Raw genomic sequence first — 17,952 nt, 5'->3', positions numbered from 1 at the left:
ACGGGTTGAAGATGGAGCCCGGCTCGGGGTTCAATGGGCTTCCCGTGGTGGACCCCCGCACCGCATGAGTTCTTCGACCCAGCCCGCCCGACTGCGTCCCTTCCGGCCGCAGCCCTTCGGCCGGTACACGCTCCTTTCGCACCTGGCCACTGGCGGCATGGGGGAGATCTACCTCGCGCGCCTGGAAGGGGCGCAGGGCTTCGAGAAGCTCTGCGTCATCAAGAAGATCCTCCCGCAGCTCGCGGCGGATCAGGAGTTCGTCGAGCGCTTCGTCGGTGAGGCGCGCACGCTGGTGCGGCTGGGGCACGGCTCCATCGCGCAGGTGCTGGACATGGGCCTGCACGAGGACGAGGCCTACATGGCCTTGGAGTACGTGGACGGCAAGGACCTGCGCAAGGTGGCCGCGCGCGTGCGCGACCGCCAGACGCCGCTGCCGCTCACGTTCGTCCTCTACGTCATGGGCCGCGTGCTGGACGCGCTGGCGTACGCGCACCGCAAGCGGGACGAGGACGAGAAGGAGCTGAAGCTCGTCCACCGGGACATCTCCCCGCAGAACATCCTCATCTCCTACGAAGGGGAGGTGAAGGTCATCGACTTCGGGCTCGCCAAGAGCCGGCTGTCGGCGGCCAAGACGAACCCCAGCATCATCCTGGGCAAGTTCCTCTACATGTCGCCCGAGCAGGCCCGGCACCAGCCGGTGGACCGCCGCAGCGACCTGTACGCGGTGGGCCTGTGCCTCTACGAGCTCATCTCCGGGCAGAACCCCTTCGACGCGATGCCGCCCGGCGAACTGATGTCCGCGGTGGCGAACCCGAAGGTGCCCGCGCTCAATGAAGTGGAGCCGCTGACGCCGCCGTCGGTGTCGCAGTTGGTGGCCAAGGCGCTGGCGGTGGAGCCCGGGCAGCGCTTCCAGACGGCGGAGGAGTTCCGGGGGCGCCTGCAGGCGTGCCTGATGGAGATCGACACCAGCGCGGGCCCGGAGAGCGTCAGCCGCTTCATGCGCGACCTCTTCTCCTCGGACTACCAGTCCGAACGGCGCCTGCTGGCCAGCCTGCGCGAGGTGCCGCGCGAGACCCGGGCCAGCGGCACCTACGAGGCCCAGGGCGCGCCGCTCCGGCCGACGATGCCGTCGCTGCCGCCGAAGACCATCCGCCTGGACGGCCCGTTGGAGCCGCTGTCCTTCCACCCCACGCCGCGCAGCCGCGAGGACGGCGGTGGGGCGCGCGACGACGGAGAGACGCGCCCGGGCGTGGTGATGGACGAGTCCACCCGCCCCGCCTTCCCGGTGGAGGCGCTGGAGGAGGCGGCCCGTGCCCGCGCGCGGCCGAACCCGGCGTCGTCGGAGCCCTCGCCCACGGTGGAGGTCCGCGCGGAAGCGATGGAGCGCCCCACCATCCTGGAGGGCCTCCCCGCCATCCGCCTCCCCTCGGACCGGCCCTCACCGGACGAGCCCCGGGCGCCGGCGTACTTCGAGTCCCTGTCGCCGGAGTCGCCCCCGGGCGAGCCCACCGCGCCCCGCGCGGAGGCGCTGTCGCCCGTGGAGGCCAGCGTCGCGGAGCCCACCGCGCCGCGCGCCGCGTCGCTGCCGCCTTCGGACGTGTCGCTGGAGCCCGCCTCGCGCCCGTTCGCGGACTCCGGGGCGTCGCTGCCCTTCTCGGATGGCCTGTCGCCGCGCGCCGCGCAGCCGGTGGAGGCCCGTCCTCCGCCGCGCCCGTTCGCGCCGCCGCCGCCTCCGCCCGCGACGCCGATTCCGGCCTTCCGCCCGTCCGAGCCCGGTGCTTCGGGCCGGCCGTCCCTGGATGGCCCCGTGCCCATCGTTCCGGCGGATGCCTCGCGCCCGGTGACGCCGCCGCCCCCGCCGTCCGCGGACTTCGGCGCGGCGCAGTTCGACTCCGAATCAGGGGGCTCGCTGCCGTTCATGGAGCCGCCTCCGCCGCCGGACGGGCCGTTCCTCGACGACGAGGAGCTTCCTCCCAGCCCGTATCCCTGGCCGGAGCCCCGCGCGGAGGCCGGTTGGACCCCGGGCTCCGAGCCGCGCGCCACGGATCCGCTGCCGCGCTCCTACGAGCCGATTCGCGTCGCCGAGCCGCGCATCCCGGAAGGCCTGCGTCCCACCGCCGCGGCCATCCCGTCCGTGTCGTCCTCGCGCCCCGGGGTGACGACGCCCTCGAATGGCAGCCGGCCGGCGCCCTCGGGCGCTGCGGCCACTCCGTCCATGTCGTCCTCGCGCCCGGGTGTGACGACGCCCTCGAACGGCAGCCGGCCGGTGCCTTCGCACGCCGCGCCCACCATCCAGGTGCCGTCCATCCAAACCGGAGGGCCGTCGTACGCCCCGCCCTCCCGGCCCATGGCGCCCGTGGAGATGGAGGCGCTGGGCTCCGGCCCGGCCCCCCGTCCCACGATGCAGGACACCCGGCCGTCGGGCGAGTCGGTCTCGGTGGATCCGCACGCCCTGGAGCCCGACGCCGGCCTGCCCTACATCACCGCCGAGCCGGAAGAGGATCCGGCCTCACGCGAGGCCCACGCGGACACGCATCCGCGCATCACCCTGCCGCGCGCTCCTCGCCGCGAGGACGCCCAGCCCCGCGTGGTGCTGGACGAAGCGCTGCTGGGGGAGGCCAGCGTGTCTTCTGGCCGCCGGGAGACCGACACCGGCGCCAGCAAGGGCCGCACGGGTTCGCGCCGGGCGCGGGGTTCGTCGCCGGGCACGCCCGCGCGTTCGAGCACCGCGTCGGGCATGCGCGCCGTCGCCGCCAGCCGCACGACGCCCGCCGTGGAGCCGGACGAGTCCTCCACCTCGCGCACGTCGCGCGACGAGACCCGGCGCAAGGCCATGCCCGTGCGGCCGGAGCCCGCGGAGCCGCTCCGTCCCGCGCGCCGCGAGAAGGCGCCTGCATCCGGCGGCGTCCTGCGCTCCATCCTGGTGCTCATCGCGCTGCTGGCGGTGGTGGCCCTCATCGCGGGCGCGGGGCTCTACTTCGTCCCCGAGCTGCGCGTGGCCGCGGGCCTGGAGAAGTCCAGGACGTTCACGCCGCCGCCGCCCATGCGGGTCCAGGACCCCACGCAGCCCGCGGTCCCCGCGGCGCGGCCCATCGCGCCGCCCGTCAAGGACGGGGCTCCGGCCGAGGTGCCCCCGACGCCCGAACCGGTCGCGCCCGCGAACGACGTCGCCCCCAGGCCCGCCATCGAGGGCGATGACCTGATTGACCCGAACGAGACCGACGCCGTCGCGCCGTCGCCCGCCCCGTCAGCGAAGAAGCCGGCCCCTTCCCGCGCCGCCGCCAAGCGCGCCGCCACGACGCGCGCTCCCGCGAAGGAAGCCGCGGCCAAGAGGGCATCCACCGAGTTGGAGAAGGAGTGGGCCGAGACAAAGGCGCTCTACATCGAACTCAATCAGAAGCACGGCTGCGAAATCATGCAGATGCCCTGCAGCCTCTTCCCGGGCCTGTTGGATGACATCAACAACAACGACGGTAGCAGCGAGGCCAACCTCCTCAAGCGCGTGAAGGCCATGCACGAGGCGCTGAAGAAAGCGCGGCGCAGCCAGAACTAGGCCGCGCCCGCTGCCCCCGTCGCGCCCCTAGCGTCGGCTGCCCGCGTCCATCCGGTCCCCGCTGCCCGCGTCCGGCGCCCCGGGGTTCATGCCGGAGCGCGGGGCCATCCCCGCCGTGCCCGCGTCCGTGCCGGCATCCAGGCCCGCGCCGCCGGTGCCCCGGTAGCTGTCCGCGAGGCCCGTGCCCAGCGCCGCGCCCCCGCCGACCTGACGTCCGGAGCCGCCCGTCCCCGCGCGGTCGCTGTCATAGGGCCTGCCGCCGCGGCTCATCTCCGCCGTGTCGCGGACGTGGTTGTTCACCGTCGTCGAGGCCCGGTCATCCTTCTCCCGGTGCTGCATCTGCACCGGGTCCTGGAAGCCGCTCTGCGCCTGGGGGGGCTGTTCGCCACCGCAGCCCCAGAGCCCCAGCACCCCGCCCACGAGCACCGCCACCGCACCGCGCCCGAATCCCCGCATGGTCATCCCCTCTGGCGCAAGCCACGTCCGCGCCGTTCCCGTCCGGGAATGTAGGGCTGAAGTCCGGGTCGGCCACCCGCGCCGACGGATGCCTGCCTGGTCGTCCGCCGGGCTTTGACGGGGCGGGCGTTGACAGGGGTGCGCTCCTGGCGGGAAACACTGTGCGCGCGGGTCCCTTCCGCTGCGCCTCCCCCTCGCTCCAAGGCCGCATGGTCCGCTACGCCCTCGCCATCTTCACCAGCGCCTTCCTGCTCTTCGGCATCCAGCCGCTGGCGGGCCGCTACGCCCTGCCGTGGTACGGCGGCACGCCGTCGGTGTGGACCGCGTGCATGCTCTTCTTCCAGGCCGCGCTGCTCGCGGGGTACGCGTATGCGCACGCGGTGGCGTCGCGGCTGCGCCCGCGCACGCAGGCCCTGCTGCACCTGGGCCTGCTGGCGGTGGCGGTGGCGGCGCTCGCGGCGCGGGCCGTCTTGACGGGCTCGCCGCTGACGCCCGGGGACGGGTGGCGCCCGGTGGACGACCACCTGCCCGTGCTCCGGTTGATGGGGATGCTGGCCGTCACGCTGGGCCTGCCCTTCTTCGTGCTGAGCACCACCGGCCCGCTGCTCCAGTCGTGGTTCGCCCGCGCGCGGCCGGGCCGCTCGCCGTACGCGCTGTACGCGCTGTCCAACGTCGGCTCGCTGCTGGCGCTGCTGGGCTACCCCTTCCTGGTGGAGCCCTTCGTGGGCCGCGGCGCGCAGGCGTGGGGGTGGACCGCGGGCTTCGGCCTCTTCGTCCTCTTCGCCATCGCCTGCGCCGGGGACCTGATTCGCCGCACGGCGGCGGGGACGTTGCCCGAGCCTGCTCGGGAGGCCGTTGCCGAACCCGCGCCCGACGCGCCGCGCCCGGGCGTGAAGCGCACGCTGATGTGGCTGGGGCTGAGCATGTGCGCGTCGGTGCTGCTGCTGGCCACGACGAACAAGCTCTCCCAGGACGTGGCGGCGGGCCCCTTCCTGTGGGTGATGCCGCTGGCCGTGTACCTGGTCACCTTCATCCTGGCCTTCTCGCGCGAGTCCTTCTACGCGCGCGGCCCGTACTCGGTGGCCCTCATCGCCGCGCTGGCCCTGGTGTCGTACGCGCAGAAGGAGGGCCCCTCGCTGCACCTGGGGTGGCAGGTGCTCTTCCACGCCTCCGCGCTCTTCACGGGCGCCATGGTGTGCCACGGCGAGCTGTACCGCTACCGCCCGGCCCCGCGCTACCTGAGCGCCTTCTACCTGTGGGTGTCCGTCGGCGGGGTGCTGGGCGGCGTGTTCGTCAGCCTGATCGCCCCCGCCATCTTCAACGTCTACTGGGAGCACCCGCTGGCGCTGGGCGCCTGCTGCCTGGTGGCGCTGGCGGGCATGCTGCAACGGCCCCCCCATGAGAAGACGACGGCCCGCGTGCAGCGCGTGCTGCGCGGGGCCATGCTGGTGATGGTGGCGTTGAACCTGTCGCTCCTCGTCTCCGGCGCCCAGGGCCGCGTGCGCTTCTCCGAGCGCAACTTCTTCGGCGTGGTGCAGGTGCTGGAGCAGGACCCGGACGACCCGCGCGAACACCAGTTCACCCTGCGCCACGGCGCCATCACCCACGGCTGGCAGTACGTCGACGCGAAGCGACGGCGCGCCCCCACGTCCTACTACTCGCGCGACAGCGGCCTGGGCCTGGCGCTCACGGAGCAGCGCCGGTGGCGCGACGCGCTGGGGCTGCCCACCTCCCTGCGCGTGGGCATGCTGGGGCTGGGCGTGGGCGGCAGCGCCGCGCTGCTGGAGGCCGGGGACGCGGTGCGCTTCTACGAAATCAACCCCGTCATCATCGCGCTCGCGCAAGGGGAGGGCGGCTACTTCAGCTACCTGGGGGACTCGCCCGCGAAGATGGAGGTGGTGGAGGGCGACGCGCGCATCTCCCTGGAGCAGGAGCTGGCGCACGGGCCGAAGAACCTGTTCGACGTGCTGGCGCTGGACGTCTTCAGCTCGGACGCCATCCCCATGCACCTGGTGACGCACGAGGCGCTGGCGCTCTACCGCCAGCACCTGGCGCCGCACGGCGTGCTGGCGCTGCACATCAGCAACCAGTACCTGGACCTGGTGCCCATCAGCCTGGCGCACGCGAAGTCGCTGGGGCTGTTCGCCACGCTCGTCGTCAGCGAGACGACGGAGGACACGCTGTCCAGCAGCTGGGTCCTGCTGAGCCCCGACAAGGAGTTCGCCTGGGGCTCCACCTTCCGCAACACGGGGTCGCGCGTGCGGCGCATGTCGCTGCGCGGAGAGCCCGACTACGTCTGGACGGACGAGCGCAGCAGCGTGCTCCAGGCGGTGCGCCGCTCCAGGGCCCCGGAGGAGATGGGCATCCAGAAGAACGACGACCCGCCCCCGGCGCCGCCGGTGGCCTCGCCCGAGTCCCCCTGAGTTCCCCTGAGCCGCGCGGCCCTTCAGCGGCCTGGGGCGGTGGCGGACGCGGAGGGCACCGCGGACAGGCGCACGTCCAGCGCCGCCAGCACGCCCAGCACCGCGCACGGCAGCGCCAGCGTCACGGCCCCGTGGCGCAGGAACAGGAAGGCGCCCAGCGTGGAGCCGGCGAGGAACGCCAACGCCAGGCCCAGGTGCAGCCGCGTGCGCTCGAACTGCACGGCGGATGGCAGGTCACGCAGGCGGTGCCACAGGCCCGGCGCGCCCTCGCCCCGCAGGCCGTCGCGCACCCACGCCATCATGTGCACCAACTGGATGCCGATGTCCGTGAGCAGCCCCGTGACGTGCGTGGTGCGCACCACCGCGCCGGACAGCCGGGTGACGAGCGCATTCTGCAACCCCATGGCGAACGCCAGCGCCCACAGGAACACCGGCGCGCGCACGCCCACGTGGCCCGCCATCCCCACGCCGATGCCGGCCAGCACCACCGCCTCCAGCAGCAGCGCGGAGACGTGCCGGCCCCGCGCGCGGTGCCGCGAGGCATCCAGCAGCGCCGCCGCGCTCGTGGCCCCGGCGACGAACGAGGCCATCAGCTGCGCGGACAGCCAGCCCGTGCCCGGTTGCCCCAGAGCCAGCGACTCGCCCAGCGTCGCCATGTGCCCCGACATGTGGGAGCTGTGCGCGCCCAGCGCCACGAACCCCACGGCGTTGACAGCCCCGGCCACGGCGGCCAGCAGCAGGGCGAGGCGTGAGTAGGCGCGGCGTGTCTTGGGCGACGACTGGGCACTGAACATGGAAGGCTGGCACGCCCTGGGAAGAAGGGGGCCACGCGCTCCCGGACGCTAGACCCGCCGCGCGGCCCTGTCACGGGCCGCGCGGGGGACAGGCGTGCTCGCGCGGGCGCGCTAGCCCGGCGGCCAGTGGAGGGGACGGCCCGCGAGCAGGTGCAGGTGGATGTGGAACACCGTCTGCCCCGCGTCGCGCTGGGTGTTCATCACCACCCGGTAGCCCGTGTCCGCGTGGCCCCGCTCGCGCGCCACCTTCGCCGCGCCCAGGTAGAGGCTGCCCACCAGCTCGCGGTCCTCGTGGGTGAGGTCGTTCACCGTGGCGATGTGCTTGCGCGGGATGAACAGCACGTGCGTGGGGGCCTGGGGGTTGATGTCCTCGAAGGCCAGGCAGTGCTCGTCCTGGTAGACGATCTTCGCCGGGATGGCACCTTCGCGAATCTTGCAGAAGAGGCAGGTGGCTTCGGACATGGCCGTGGCTTAGCAACCCGCCGGGTGGGGCGGAAAGGGCCTTGCCGTCCCATTCGTTGCCCTCAAGGCAACCGCCACGAATAGCCGGGGTCCGGCACGCAGTCCCCCACGGGCAGCTTCACCAGCGCCAGCGGGCCATCCCGGGCCACCGTCACGCCCGCGCCCCCCAGGTCCGGCCGGGTGATGACGTGGCTGAACTGGCGCGTGCCCCGGGACGGGCCGTTGTGGGGGTAGAGCGGCACCTTCCGGTGGAAGTAGCTGTAGCCCCCCGTCCACGCCAGGTGCACGGCCTCCACCTTCAGGCCGCACACGTCGTCCTGCCGGCCCGCCGCCTCCAGCAGCCGGTTGACGGAGCCCTGGTCGTCCCACGCGCTGTCCTTGGGCCGCACGCGCTCGTACTGGCCCACCTCCCCGAAGGTCAGCGCCCCCGCGCCCGCGCCGGACACCAGCGCCCCTCCCACCACCGCCACCGTGGCCGTGGCCCGCGCGGGGAAGCCGCGAAGCACGCCCAGCAGCGAATCCAGCCCCACGCCCGCGAGCGCCGCGAACAGCGGCAGCACCGGCACCAGGAAGCGCAGCTCCTTGTGCGGCTGGTGCGCGTGCAGCAGGACGAACCCCGCCGTCAGCGCGGCCAGCCCCCACGCCCGGGGCAGCGCCACGAGCGCCAGCACGCCCACGAGCATGGACACCCCCGGCATCGCCCGGCGCAGGATGCGCGGGTAGTAGTCGAAGTCCTCCGTGCCCCACTGGGCCGCCTTGCCCTGCACCACGTTGAAGTCCAGGTAGACGATGGCGGAGTGGAACCAGCGCCCCCAGGTGAGCCGGTCCAGCAGGCCGAAAACCAGCGCCCACCCGGCCAGCACCGCCAGCGCCACGCCCGCGTCGCGCCACTGGCGCCGCGCGGCCAGCACCCCCAGCAGCCCCACGCAGAAGATGCCGTTCTGCAGCCGCAGCAGCACCGCCAGCCCCAGCAGGGACGCCCCCGCCACCACGGCCCGCCGGGACGCCCCCGGCGCCAGGGCCAGGGCCAGTCCCAGCGTCACCGGCAGCACGGAGGCGTTCTCGCTCATGGCCCGGGGCGCGAAGTAGAGGGGCACCGACGCCAGGGCGAACAGGGCCGCCCCCGCGGAGGCCCCCAGGGAGGACGCCCCGGCCGCGCGGGCCAGCCGCCACGTGGCCCACGCCGTCGCCGTGCCCACGAGCGCGAAGAAGCCCTTCACCAGCCCCAGGTAGCCCGCCGGTTCATTGAGGCCGACCAGCCGACCGAGCCCCAGCACCCCCGCCACCAGCCCCGGGAGCGCCCAGTTCCGGGCGCCCTTGACGAACTCCCAGGCGACCAGCCCGTAGCCGTAGACCAGCCGGTGGGCGGGCTCCAGGCTCTGGTAGACCTCGTCCGGCCAGTAGATGCCGTCGTCGTGGAGCGCCCAGTACAGCCGGAAGGCGGCGCCCAGCACCAGCACCACCCCCAGGAGCACGCCTCCCAGGCGGCGCTCGGCCAAGGCTTCGACCGGGGCGGCCGGCGGCGGGACCGGAGCGGTGGGGGGCGCGGCGGGGACGGGCGGCACGGCGGGGTTCACCTCCGGGGGCCGGTGGGTGATATCCACGTCCCGACGATGAAATCCATTCGCATCTCCCAGCTCCTCGAGGACGAGGGCCACGACCTGCGCCTCACCCTGATGGCGGGCGCCCAGGGCCTGAAGCGCACCGTGGACTCCTCGCGCATCCAGAAGCCGGGCCTGGCGCTGGCGGGCTTCACCGAACACCTGCACCCGCACCGCGTCCAGGTGTTCGGCAACACGGAGATTTCGTACCTGGCCACCCTGCCGGAAGAGGGGCAGCGCGCGTCGCTGGCCAAGCTCTTCGGCGAGGAGGACCTGGCCTGCGTGGTGGTGACCAAGGCGCTGGACGCCCCCAAGGCCCTGGTGGACGCGTGCGAGGCCACGGGCCTGGCGCTGATGAAGACGCCGCTGCTCTCCAGCGAGTTCATCCAGCGGGTGCAGATGTTCCTGGAGGACGCGCTCACGGAGTCCAGCAGCCTCCACGGCGTGCTGATGGACGTGTTCGGCGTGGGCATCCTGCTTCTGGGCAAGAGCGGCATCGGCAAGAGCGAAATCGCCCTGGACCTGGTGATGCGGGGCCACCGGCTGGTGGCGGACGACATCGTGGACGTCACCCGGAGGAAGGGGGCCGTCTACGGCGCGGGCAACCCGGTCATCAAGCACCACATGGAGATTCGCGGCCTGGGCATCATCAACATCAAGGACCTGTTCGGAGTGTCCGCCGTCCGGGAACAGAAGAAGATAGAGCTTGTCATCGAGTTGCAGGAGTGGGATCCGCACCAGGAGTACGACCGTCTGGGCGTAGAGGACAAGCACCTGCAAATCGTCGGCGTGGACATCCCTTTGTCGGTCGTCCCCGTGCGTCCCGGACGCAACATGGCCACCATTGTCGAAGTGGCCGCGCGCAACCAGTTGTTGAAGCTTCAGGGCCACCACTCGGCGAGGGAATTCGCCGAACGACTCAATCGAGCCATCGCCCAGGGGGCGATGCGCCGCAATCTGGGAGAAGAGGTCGAGTGACCGCCCCCGCGAAGCAGATCATCGTCATCACCGGCATGTCCGGATCCGGAAAATCCACCGCCATCCGTGCGCTGGAGGACGCCGGGTTCTTCTGCATCGACAACCTGCCGGTGCTCCTCCTACCCAAGCTCACGGAGCTCGCGGGCGGGGGCCACATCGAGCGCATGGCGCTGGTGATGGACGTCCGTGAGGGCGTCTTCCTCAAGGATGCGCCCCGCGTGCTGGCCGACGTGCGCCGCGCCGGCCACCAGGTGGACGTGCTCTTCCTGGACTCCAGCGACGACAGCCTCCTGCGCCGCTTCAGCGAGACGCGCCGGCGCCACCCGCTGGCCCCGGACGGCACGGTGGCGGAGGGCATCCGCGCCGAACGCGAGGCCCTCAAGGACCTGCGCGAGCTGGCGGATCAGGTCATCGACTCGTCGGCGCTCAACGTGCACGACCTGAAGCGCATGGTGCAGGGCCGCTTCAGCCCGGAGCCCACGACGGGGCCCAGCCTGTCCATCATGTCCTTCGGCTACCGGTACGGTGTGCCGCCGCAGGCGGACCTGGTGTTCGACGTGCGCTTCCTGCCCAACCCCTACTTCGTGCCGGAGCTGAAGGGGCTCACGGGCAAGGTGCCCAAGGTGTCCGCGTACGTGCTGGACCGGGACGAGACGCAGCAGTTCCTGGACAAGGTCGTGGACCTCTGCCGGTTCCTGTTCCCCCGCTACCAGAAGGAGGGCAAGGCGTACCTCACGGTGGCGCTGGGGTGCACGGGCGGCAAGCACCGCTCGGTGGCGCTGGCGGCGGAGATGGTGCGCCGGCTGTCGGAGGACTACGGCCGCGTGCAGCTCTGGGACCGGGACATCGAGAAGGAGTAGGGCGGTCCCCGCGGTGGCAGGGCCCCGGCGCCTTCTCAGTGCCGGGTGTCCGTCACGGGGGTGAAGCGCGCGCCGGTGACGCGCTCCTGCTCGAAGGCGTTCTTCACGACCTCGGAGACGACGAGGGTGACGGGCCAGCCCCAGGGGCGGAACACGCGGGCGCGGCCCACCTGGGTCGGGTCGATGCGCAGGCCTCGCACGGAGCGGTACTGGCCCACGCGCTCGGGCAGGCCATCCGAGGGCTCGTAGCGGTGGGCCTCCCCGCAGGCGGCCTCGTCGACGCAGCGGATGAGGCGCGTGGCGACGAGGAGGAAGTACGGCTCCGGCTGGCCCTCGATGTCCACGGGGAGCAGCTGCACGTCGCCGGGGGCGAGGCGCGCGAAGAGGGCGGCCACACGAGGGTGCACCACGGGCGTGAGGCCCGCGCCGGCCAGGGAGAAGTCCAGCGGGGAGTGGCGCTCCTCGTTGGGGATGCGCATGGGGCCGTCGACGGCGACGGGGTGCCCGGCGGTGAACATCCACACGCCGCCCACGACCTTGTCGTCCAGGCCCCGGGGGTCGCCGGGTTCCCAGCGGCCGGGGGCGCGGAAGTCGTCATGCAGGTCGTAGAAGAGGGCGGGCAGGCTGCGGCGCACCGTCTTGCGGCCGCTGGCCTGGGACAGGCTGCCCTGCGCGACGATGCGCACGGCGGGGCGGCGGGGACGGCTGGTGCCGTGCCGGGCCTGGGGAGAAGGCTCCTCCGCGACCGACGCGCGTGAGCGCCGGGGCGGGACGGAGGGCTCGGTACCGCCAGGCGGTTCCTTCCGGTCCGGAGGGCTGCTGTCGGTGGGCCTCCGCCACAGCCGTCGCAGCGCGTTGGTGAGACGCCTGAACATCAAGCGATGTTACCCAAGCGCCCGCCGGAGGGGATCCCCATCGTGGGCCCAACTCGCTCGGCCATGCGGCAGGCTTGCAGCCGGGACGGACGGGCGCGTCCCGGGTGGGCAGGGGCGCACCTTCTGTCGTGGCTGGGGTGGAACGGGCCGTGTCATCGTCCGCGGCCCATGAAGACCCCGAGCCCGAAGTCCCCGCCGCCCTCCACGCCGCAGGCCGTGTTCGCCAGCCTGCTGACGCAGTTGGGGGAGGCGGGCCGGAAGCCGGCGCACGTCCCCGCGTCCCCGGCGACGCCGGAGGCCCTGGCGGCGGCCCTCTTCGACGTCGCGGCGGGCACGGGCGCGGCGCTGTTCTCCGTCTGGGCGGCGGAGGACGACGACGCGGCCGGGGAAGACGCGGGCGAGGCCGAGGCCGAGGCCGAGGCCGAGGCCGATGGCGCGGGTGAGGGGGACGACCGCGAGGAGGCTGACGAAGCGGGCGCGGTGACGGCGCGGAAGCTCCGGATCAACGCGGGCATCACGTTCTTCTTCATCGGGGAGGACTCGCCGGACCGGGTCGGGCTGCTGGGGTCGGAGCGGGTGCCGGTGCGGCAGCCCATCGATGACGCCCTGTACCGTCCGCTGGGGCAGGCGCTGGTGAGCTGCGCGAAGCGCGGCGCGGACCCAAGGTTGCCCGACCGTGGCAGCGTGTCCATCCCAGCGGGCTCGGCGGATCCGGACCTGATGTTCCGGGTGTCCTTCCGCGAAGACGCGCTGGGCACATGGACCACGGCGCTGGCCAGGAGCCGCGAGACGCGTCAGGCGTTCCCGAGCATCACGAGCCTGCCGCTGGCGAAGGACGCGGGCATGTTCCTGGAGGCGTACTTCCGGGAGGTGAACAAGGCGCTCTTCAGCGGCCAGGTGGTGCTGCTCACGGGAGCCTCCGGGACGGGGCGCAGCACGACCCTGCGTGCCCTGATGGACGCGCTGCCCGACAACGTGCACGCGCTGGCGGCGGTGGAGGAGCCGAAGGGTGGGGCAGGGGGCGCCATCGGCATGGTGCGGGTGGGGCCGGAGCTGACGGTGGCGCGGGCGGTGCGGTCGTTCCTGAGGCAGGACCCGGACCTGCTCTTCGCGGACGAGGTGCGCACGCTGGAGGACCTGCAAATGCTCTGCAACGGAGCGCTCACGGGCCACGGCACGGCGTGCGTGCTGGAGGCGAAGACACCCGAGGACGGCTGCGCCTGGATGACGGAGGCGATGCCGGGAACCCCCATCGTGTCGCTCATCGTGCACCACACGCGCGACGCGGCGACGGGCGCCTTCTCGATGACGCTCCATGAAGCGAAGCCCACGGAAGACGGCGGTGCATTGCGCATCGTCCCGTGGACGCCGCCCGGGTAGGTCAGGCTGAGGCAGGAACAGCGATCCCCTTGCCTCAAGGACGCCGTGATGTGGCCGTCAACTGCCGCATGCCCCAACGGCAGGACACGGTGCCATCCGCGCGCCGCAGGGGCTCCACGGCCTGGAGGAACGTGGCTTCGAGCGAAGCCCGTGCCGGTGGAGACAACCGGTCCGCGTCATACGTCGTGCGGAGGGAGTCCCAGACCGAGTGGGGTTCTCCATCACCTTGCACTGCGAGGTCCTGGAGCGCGACGTCCACGAAACCGTCCTGGAAGAGCACCTTCAGTCCCTCGGCCGAGCGCACCCGTGGGTCGCCCAGCGGCAGCCACGGCCGCGCCTCCGCGGCCAACAAGGGCTTCAAGAGCCCTGCGAACACCTCCACCGCATCGCCGCGCACGAGGTCGCCGCCGATGACCACGGACACCGTCCCACCGGGCTTCAGCACGCGTCGGAGCTCCGCGAGGACGGTCTCCACGTCATCCATCAACATGAGCGCCAGGTGGCTCAGCACGACGTCGACGCTGGCATCCGCGAACGGGAGTGCCTGTGCCCGTCCCAGGTGCAGTGTCGCCGCGCCCTTCAACCGGGCCCGCGCGGCCGCCAGCTCATGCTCGCTCATGTCCAGCCCGAGCAACGACAGCCCCGGCTGCTCCCTCTTCGCGAGCAGTTCCAGCAGATGCCCATCGCCACAGGCGAGATCGAGCACGACCCGAGGCTGTGCATCCCCAGGCACCACCGCTTCCAGCAGCGAATAGGTGGACGGAAATACTTCGCCCTCCCGCTGCACGGGCGCGGTCGCGAACCAGCGCGCGGTCACCCCCGCGAGGCGAGCATGGAAGTCGAGCAGGTAGGACTCGGAGGGGGAGAGGGAAGGCATGGGGCCTCAGCGCTTGGGCTTCTTCTTCTGTCCCGCGTTCGTGGCATCGGCGGTGAGGCACAGCACGGAGTACAGGTTCATCGTGTAGACGCTGTTCTCCGGCTCCAGGTCCGCGGCCTTCTGGAAGAACGCGGAGGCGCGGGTGTAGTCGCGCTGGTGGTTGAGGACGATCATCCCCATGCGGTTGTAGAGCGGCGCGGGCTGGGGCAGCAGCGCGATGCTGCGCTCCAGCAGGTCCAGTGCCTCCGCCATCTTCCCCGCGCGCTCCAGCCGGACCACCCGCTGGAGCACCTCCTCACGGGGGTCCTCCGCACGGGGCGCCGCGGGCTTCGCCGCCAGCGCCCCCGCCAACGACACGGACGGCAAGGACCCCTGTGTCCGCGTCGCCGCCACGCTGGCGCCAGGTGCCGCGCTTCGAGCAGCCGCTGCCGGCGCTGACGCCGCTGCCAGTGCCGTGGACGTTGACGCCGCTGCCGGAGCCGTCCGTGCCGGCACCGCCGCGACCTCACCCCGGACCTCCGCCTCCGCGGACGCCAGCGTGCCCACCAGCTTCGTCACCCCACGCTCCGACAGGGACTCGAACAGCGCGCGCAGCTCCACCTCCGTGACCTGCGTGATGAGCGCCATCTCGGAGAGCGCCGTGCGTCCGTCCACCAGCGACAGCACGTACGCCTCGAACGGACTGAGGTTCATGCGCGCGATGTCCAGGCCGCCGACGATCACCGGCCGCACCGGCGGTCCCCCGGCCTTCGCCTTCGCCTGGAAGGACACCACCCGCGTCGCCTCCGCCTGCGGAGGCCGGGGCGTGCCGCGTGCCCCCGTCTGCTCCGGCTGCGTCAGCAGCGCCCGCACCAGTGACACGTTGTCCCGGGGCGGCAGCTCCTCCACGCTCCGCACGAGCAGCAATTCACAGCGCGCGCACTGGAAGTCCCCTGGCTTGCTCGGCGCGCCGCAGTGCGGACACACCAGGTCCTCCGGCGGGTGCTCGAAGGCGTGCGCGTCCGCGTAGTAGTGCTTGCGGATGGCCGCGCGGATGGACCTGCGCAGCGCCACGAAGGGCAGCACCTGCGCGACGCCCACCGTCTTCGCGACCTCCTCCAGCGCCCGCGCCCGCTGCGGCTCGGAGATGGCCACGTACAGCACGTCCTGCACCAGCCGCAGCGGCATGAAGTCGAAGCCCTCCGCCAGCCGCACCGGCACCCGCTCCAGCAGCGCCGCGTCCACCTTCGCCTGCGCCAGCTTCTCCGTGGACACGAAGCGCGTCTTCAACTCCTGCGCGAGCAGCCGCAACACCGGCGTCTCGTCCACGCCCAGCCGCACCAGGCACTCGCCCAGCTTCTGTCCCGTCTCCTGCTGCCGCGCGAGCGCCCGGGACAACAGCTCCGGCGTCAGCACCCCGGCCAGGACCAGCTGCTCCCCGAGTTTGCGCGTCATGCCCCGATTCAAGGACGCCCTGGCGCCCCCGTCCACCGGCATCCACCCCGGCCTCACATTCCGTGTTGCGAAGGTGTAGAAGTGACACTAAGATGGTGTCGGAAATACACGATTGGAACGCAGTGAGGGGGAGCACCGATGTTCTTCGGGTACATGAAGTCCACGCCGACCACGTACGTGATGCAGTACCGGGATGGGGAGGTGGTCCGCGAGGGGGCGGGCCTGTCCTTCCTGTACTGGAAGCCGGCGACGACGCTGGTGTCGGTGCCGCTGTCGAGCGCGGACGTGCCGTTCGCGTTCAACGAAGTCACCCGTGACTTCCAGCCGGTGACGATTCAGGGGCAGCTGACCTACCGGGTAGAGGAGCCGCGCCGGCTGGCGGGGCTCCTGGATTACTCGGTGACGCCGGGGGGGCGCTACCGCTCGGACGACCCGGAGAAGCTGGCGGACCGTCTGGTGCAGGCCGCGCAGGTGCGGGCCCGCGCGGTGGTGCAGTCGCTGGGGCTGCGTGAGGTGCTGGTGCACTCGGACGCGCTGGAGTCCAAGGTGCTGGCGGGCCTGGCGGAAGCGGAGGCCGTGAAGGCGCTGGGCGTGCAGGTGATGGCCTTCTCGGTGCTCTCCATCCAGCCCACGCCGGAGATGGCGCGCGCCCTGGAGGCCGCCGCGCGCGAGGGGCTCCAGCGTGAAGCGGACGAGGCCATCTACGCCCGGCGCAACGCGGCCGTGGAGCAGGAGCGGCGCATCAAGGAGAGCGAGCTGGCCACGGAGCTGGTGGTGGAGGAGCGCCAGCGCCAGATTCGCGAGGCGAAGATGGCCGCGGACATCGCGGTGGAGGAGCAGCGCTCGGCCCTCATGGAGCGCTGGGTCCAGAACGAGCGCCAGTCCGCGGACGCCCGCGCGTACTCGCTGGAGCAGACGCTGGCGCCCGTGCGCGGCATGGACTGGAGGACGCTGATGGCCACGTCGTCCAACGGCGGCGACCCGGCCCTCAACATCGCCCTGGCCTTCCGCGAGATGGGTGAGAACGCCCAGCGCATCGGGGAGCTCAACGTGTCGCCGGACCTGCTGCGCTCGCTCATGTCGAACACGCCCCCGCACGGGAAGGACCCGGAGCCGACCCCGAACCCCAAGCCCCCGAAGCCCGGCCGAGCGGCCGTGCAGGCCTTCGACCCGCGCGACCGCTGAACCCCTGAACCCAGGAGAGGCACGCCATGTTCGAGAAGGTGGTGCTGGTCACGCGCAAGACGCGGCTGTCGGACCTGGTGGTGCGCTTCAACACGAAGAAGCAGGCGAAGTTCTACGTGGAGCGCGCCGGCCAGGACTTCACGGGCTTTGAGGAAGAGGACGACACCTACCGCCGCGCGGTGGACGCCCTGCGCGCGCAACTGGACGTGGGGCTGCCGGTGCAGCAGGTGGACCGCTCGCTCGTGCCCACCTTCCTCTTCACCGGCAAGGAGCTGGTGGTGGCGGTGGGGCAGGACGGGCTGGTGGCCAACGTGGCCAAGTACGTGGGCGACCAGCCGCTGCTGGGCGTCAACCCGGACCCCGAGCGCTTCGACGGGGTGCTCCTGCCCTTCCTCCCCCACAAGGCCCGGGGCGCCGTGCAGCGGGTGCTGGAGGGCAGGGGGCACTTCCGGCAGGTGCAGCTCGCGGAGGCGAGGCTGGGGGATGGCCAGCGCCTGCTCGCCTTCAACGACCTGTTCATCGGGGCTCGCACGCACGTCTCCGCCCGCTACCAGGTGCGCTTCGGCGGCAGGCAGGAGTCGCAGTCGTCCAGCGGCGTGCTCGTGTCCACGGGCGCGGGCTCCAGCGGGTGGCTGTCGTCCGTGTTCGCCCTGGCGAGCGGCCTCACCCGCCAGACGGGGGGCACGCCGGGCCAGCCCTGGAAGCTCGGGTGGGAGGACGCGCGGCTCGCGTTCGTCGTGCGCGAGCCCTTCGTCAGCCGCCACTCCAGCGCGGACATCGTCGGCGGCTTCGTCACCGCGCAGGAGGAGCTGGTGCTCGAATCGCGGATGCCCCAGGGCGGCGTCATCTTCAGCGACGGCATGGAGGAGGACTTCCTCACCTTCGGCGCGGGCGCCACCGCGCGCATCCGGCCGTCCGAACAGCGCGCCCGCCTGGTCGTGCCGTGAAACACACCCGACGTGACAGGTCCCCGTCGTCCTGCCTCCCGAGTATCGCTGGACCCCCGCACCCACGCCGCCGCACTGCTCGGCCGCCCTCCTACCCACCGAGCGGGGACGGTGTCCTCGTCCCTGG

Annotated in this window: 14 protein-coding genes; 7 read left to right on the top strand and 7 right to left on the bottom strand. The window is 72.5% G+C overall.

The annotated features are described in order from the left end of the window. The first annotated feature begins 64 nt into the window (after positions 1 to 64). Complete coding sequence (locus OV207_RS10265) at positions 65 to 3,553, top strand: serine/threonine-protein kinase (protein ID WP_267554621.1); 3,489 nt, start codon at positions 65 to 67, stop codon at positions 3,551 to 3,553. A 27-nt stretch (positions 3,554 to 3,580) separates the two neighbouring features. Here the strand turns inward: OV207_RS10265 and OV207_RS10260 are convergent, their stop codons facing one another. Next, a complete protein-coding gene (locus OV207_RS10260; RefSeq protein ID WP_267554620.1) occupies positions 3,581 to 4,009 on the bottom strand; it encodes a hypothetical protein in 429 nt (142 codons plus the stop codon). Between the two features lie 209 nt (positions 4,010 to 4,218). Between OV207_RS10260 and OV207_RS10255 the strand changes: the two genes are divergently transcribed. Beyond that, complete coding sequence (locus OV207_RS10255) at positions 4,219 to 6,432, top strand: fused MFS/spermidine synthase (protein WP_267554618.1); 2,214 nt, start codon at positions 4,219 to 4,221, stop codon at positions 6,430 to 6,432. A 23-nt stretch (positions 6,433 to 6,455) separates the two neighbouring features. Here OV207_RS10255 and OV207_RS10250 read toward each other — a convergent pair whose 3' ends face one another. The 3 genes from OV207_RS10250 to OV207_RS10240 all read right to left on the bottom strand — a co-directional run bounded on the left by OV207_RS10250 (position 6,456) and on the right by OV207_RS10240 (position 9,292). Further along, on the bottom strand, positions 6,456 to 7,226 hold the full coding sequence (locus OV207_RS10250) for a YoaK family protein (protein ID WP_267554616.1): 771 nt from the start codon (positions 7,224 to 7,226) through the stop codon (positions 6,456 to 6,458). A gap of 111 nt (positions 7,227 to 7,337) precedes the next feature. Next, positions 7,338 to 7,688: a histidine triad nucleotide-binding protein gene (locus OV207_RS10245; RefSeq protein WP_193427928.1), complete on the bottom strand. Its 351-nt coding sequence runs from the start codon at positions 7,686 to 7,688 to the stop codon at positions 7,338 to 7,340. A 62-nt stretch (positions 7,689 to 7,750) separates the two neighbouring features. Then, positions 7,751 to 9,292 (bottom strand): hypothetical protein, encoded by a 1,542-nt coding sequence (locus tag OV207_RS10240; protein ID WP_267554615.1) that lies wholly within the window; start codon positions 9,290 to 9,292, stop codon positions 7,751 to 7,753. Between the two features lie 9 nt (positions 9,293 to 9,301). Here OV207_RS10240 and hprK point away from each other — a divergent pair, with 9 nt between their 5' ends. Both hprK and rapZ read left to right on the top strand, forming a co-directional pair. Further along, positions 9,302 to 10,267: an HPr(Ser) kinase/phosphatase gene (gene hprK / locus OV207_RS10235; RefSeq protein WP_267554614.1), complete on the top strand. Its 966-nt coding sequence runs from the start codon at positions 9,302 to 9,304 to the stop codon at positions 10,265 to 10,267. Further along, positions 10,264 to 11,127, top strand: coding sequence for an RNase adapter RapZ (gene rapZ, locus OV207_RS10230; RefSeq protein WP_193427925.1), 864 nt, complete (start codon positions 10,264 to 10,266; stop codon positions 11,125 to 11,127). Before hprK ends, rapZ begins: the two co-directional genes overlap by 4 nt. A gap of 35 nt (positions 11,128 to 11,162) precedes the next feature. Here the strand turns inward: rapZ and OV207_RS10225 are convergent, their stop codons facing one another. Continuing rightward, the gene (locus OV207_RS10225) at positions 11,163 to 12,002 is read right to left on the bottom strand and encodes an imm11 family protein (protein ID WP_267554611.1); all 840 of its coding nucleotides are present in this window, start codon (positions 12,000 to 12,002) and stop codon (positions 11,163 to 11,165) included. 168 nt (positions 12,003 to 12,170) lie between these two features. Here OV207_RS10225 and OV207_RS10220 point away from each other — a divergent pair, with 168 nt between their 5' ends. Further along, complete coding sequence (locus tag OV207_RS10220) at positions 12,171 to 13,382, top strand: ATPase, T2SS/T4P/T4SS family (protein ID WP_267554609.1); 1,212 nt, start codon at positions 12,171 to 12,173, stop codon at positions 13,380 to 13,382. Between the two features lie 34 nt (positions 13,383 to 13,416). Here the strand turns inward: OV207_RS10220 and OV207_RS10215 are convergent, their stop codons facing one another. Together OV207_RS10215 and OV207_RS10210 are read right to left on the bottom strand one after the other, a co-directional pair. Continuing rightward, positions 13,417 to 14,259, bottom strand: coding sequence for a class I SAM-dependent methyltransferase (locus OV207_RS10215; RefSeq protein WP_267554607.1), 843 nt, complete (start codon positions 14,257 to 14,259; stop codon positions 13,417 to 13,419). 6 nt (positions 14,260 to 14,265) lie between these two features. Then, on the bottom strand, positions 14,266 to 15,693 hold the full coding sequence (locus OV207_RS10210; RefSeq protein ID WP_267554605.1) for a general secretion pathway protein GspE: 1,428 nt from the start codon (positions 15,691 to 15,693) through the stop codon (positions 14,266 to 14,268). Positions 15,694 to 15,831: 138 nt separating this feature from the next. On the opposite strand from OV207_RS10210, the gene OV207_RS10205 reads away from it, so the two are divergent. Then, a complete protein-coding gene (locus OV207_RS10205; RefSeq protein WP_267554603.1) occupies positions 15,832 to 16,878 on the top strand; it encodes an SPFH domain-containing protein in 1,047 nt (348 codons plus the stop codon). Between the two features lie 26 nt (positions 16,879 to 16,904). Next, positions 16,905 to 17,825 (top strand): NAD+ kinase, encoded by a 921-nt coding sequence (locus OV207_RS10200; protein ID WP_193427920.1) that lies wholly within the window; start codon positions 16,905 to 16,907, stop codon positions 17,823 to 17,825. Positions 17,826 to 17,952 lie beyond the last annotated feature (127 nt).

The sequence above is a fragment of the Corallococcus sp. BB11-1 genome (assembly GCF_026626625.1).
Classification (GTDB): domain Bacteria; phylum Myxococcota; class Myxococcia; order Myxococcales; family Myxococcaceae; genus Corallococcus; species Corallococcus soli.
The sequence above is the reverse complement of the archived record's forward strand: the minus strand, read 5'-3'. Positions and strand labels throughout refer to the sequence as shown.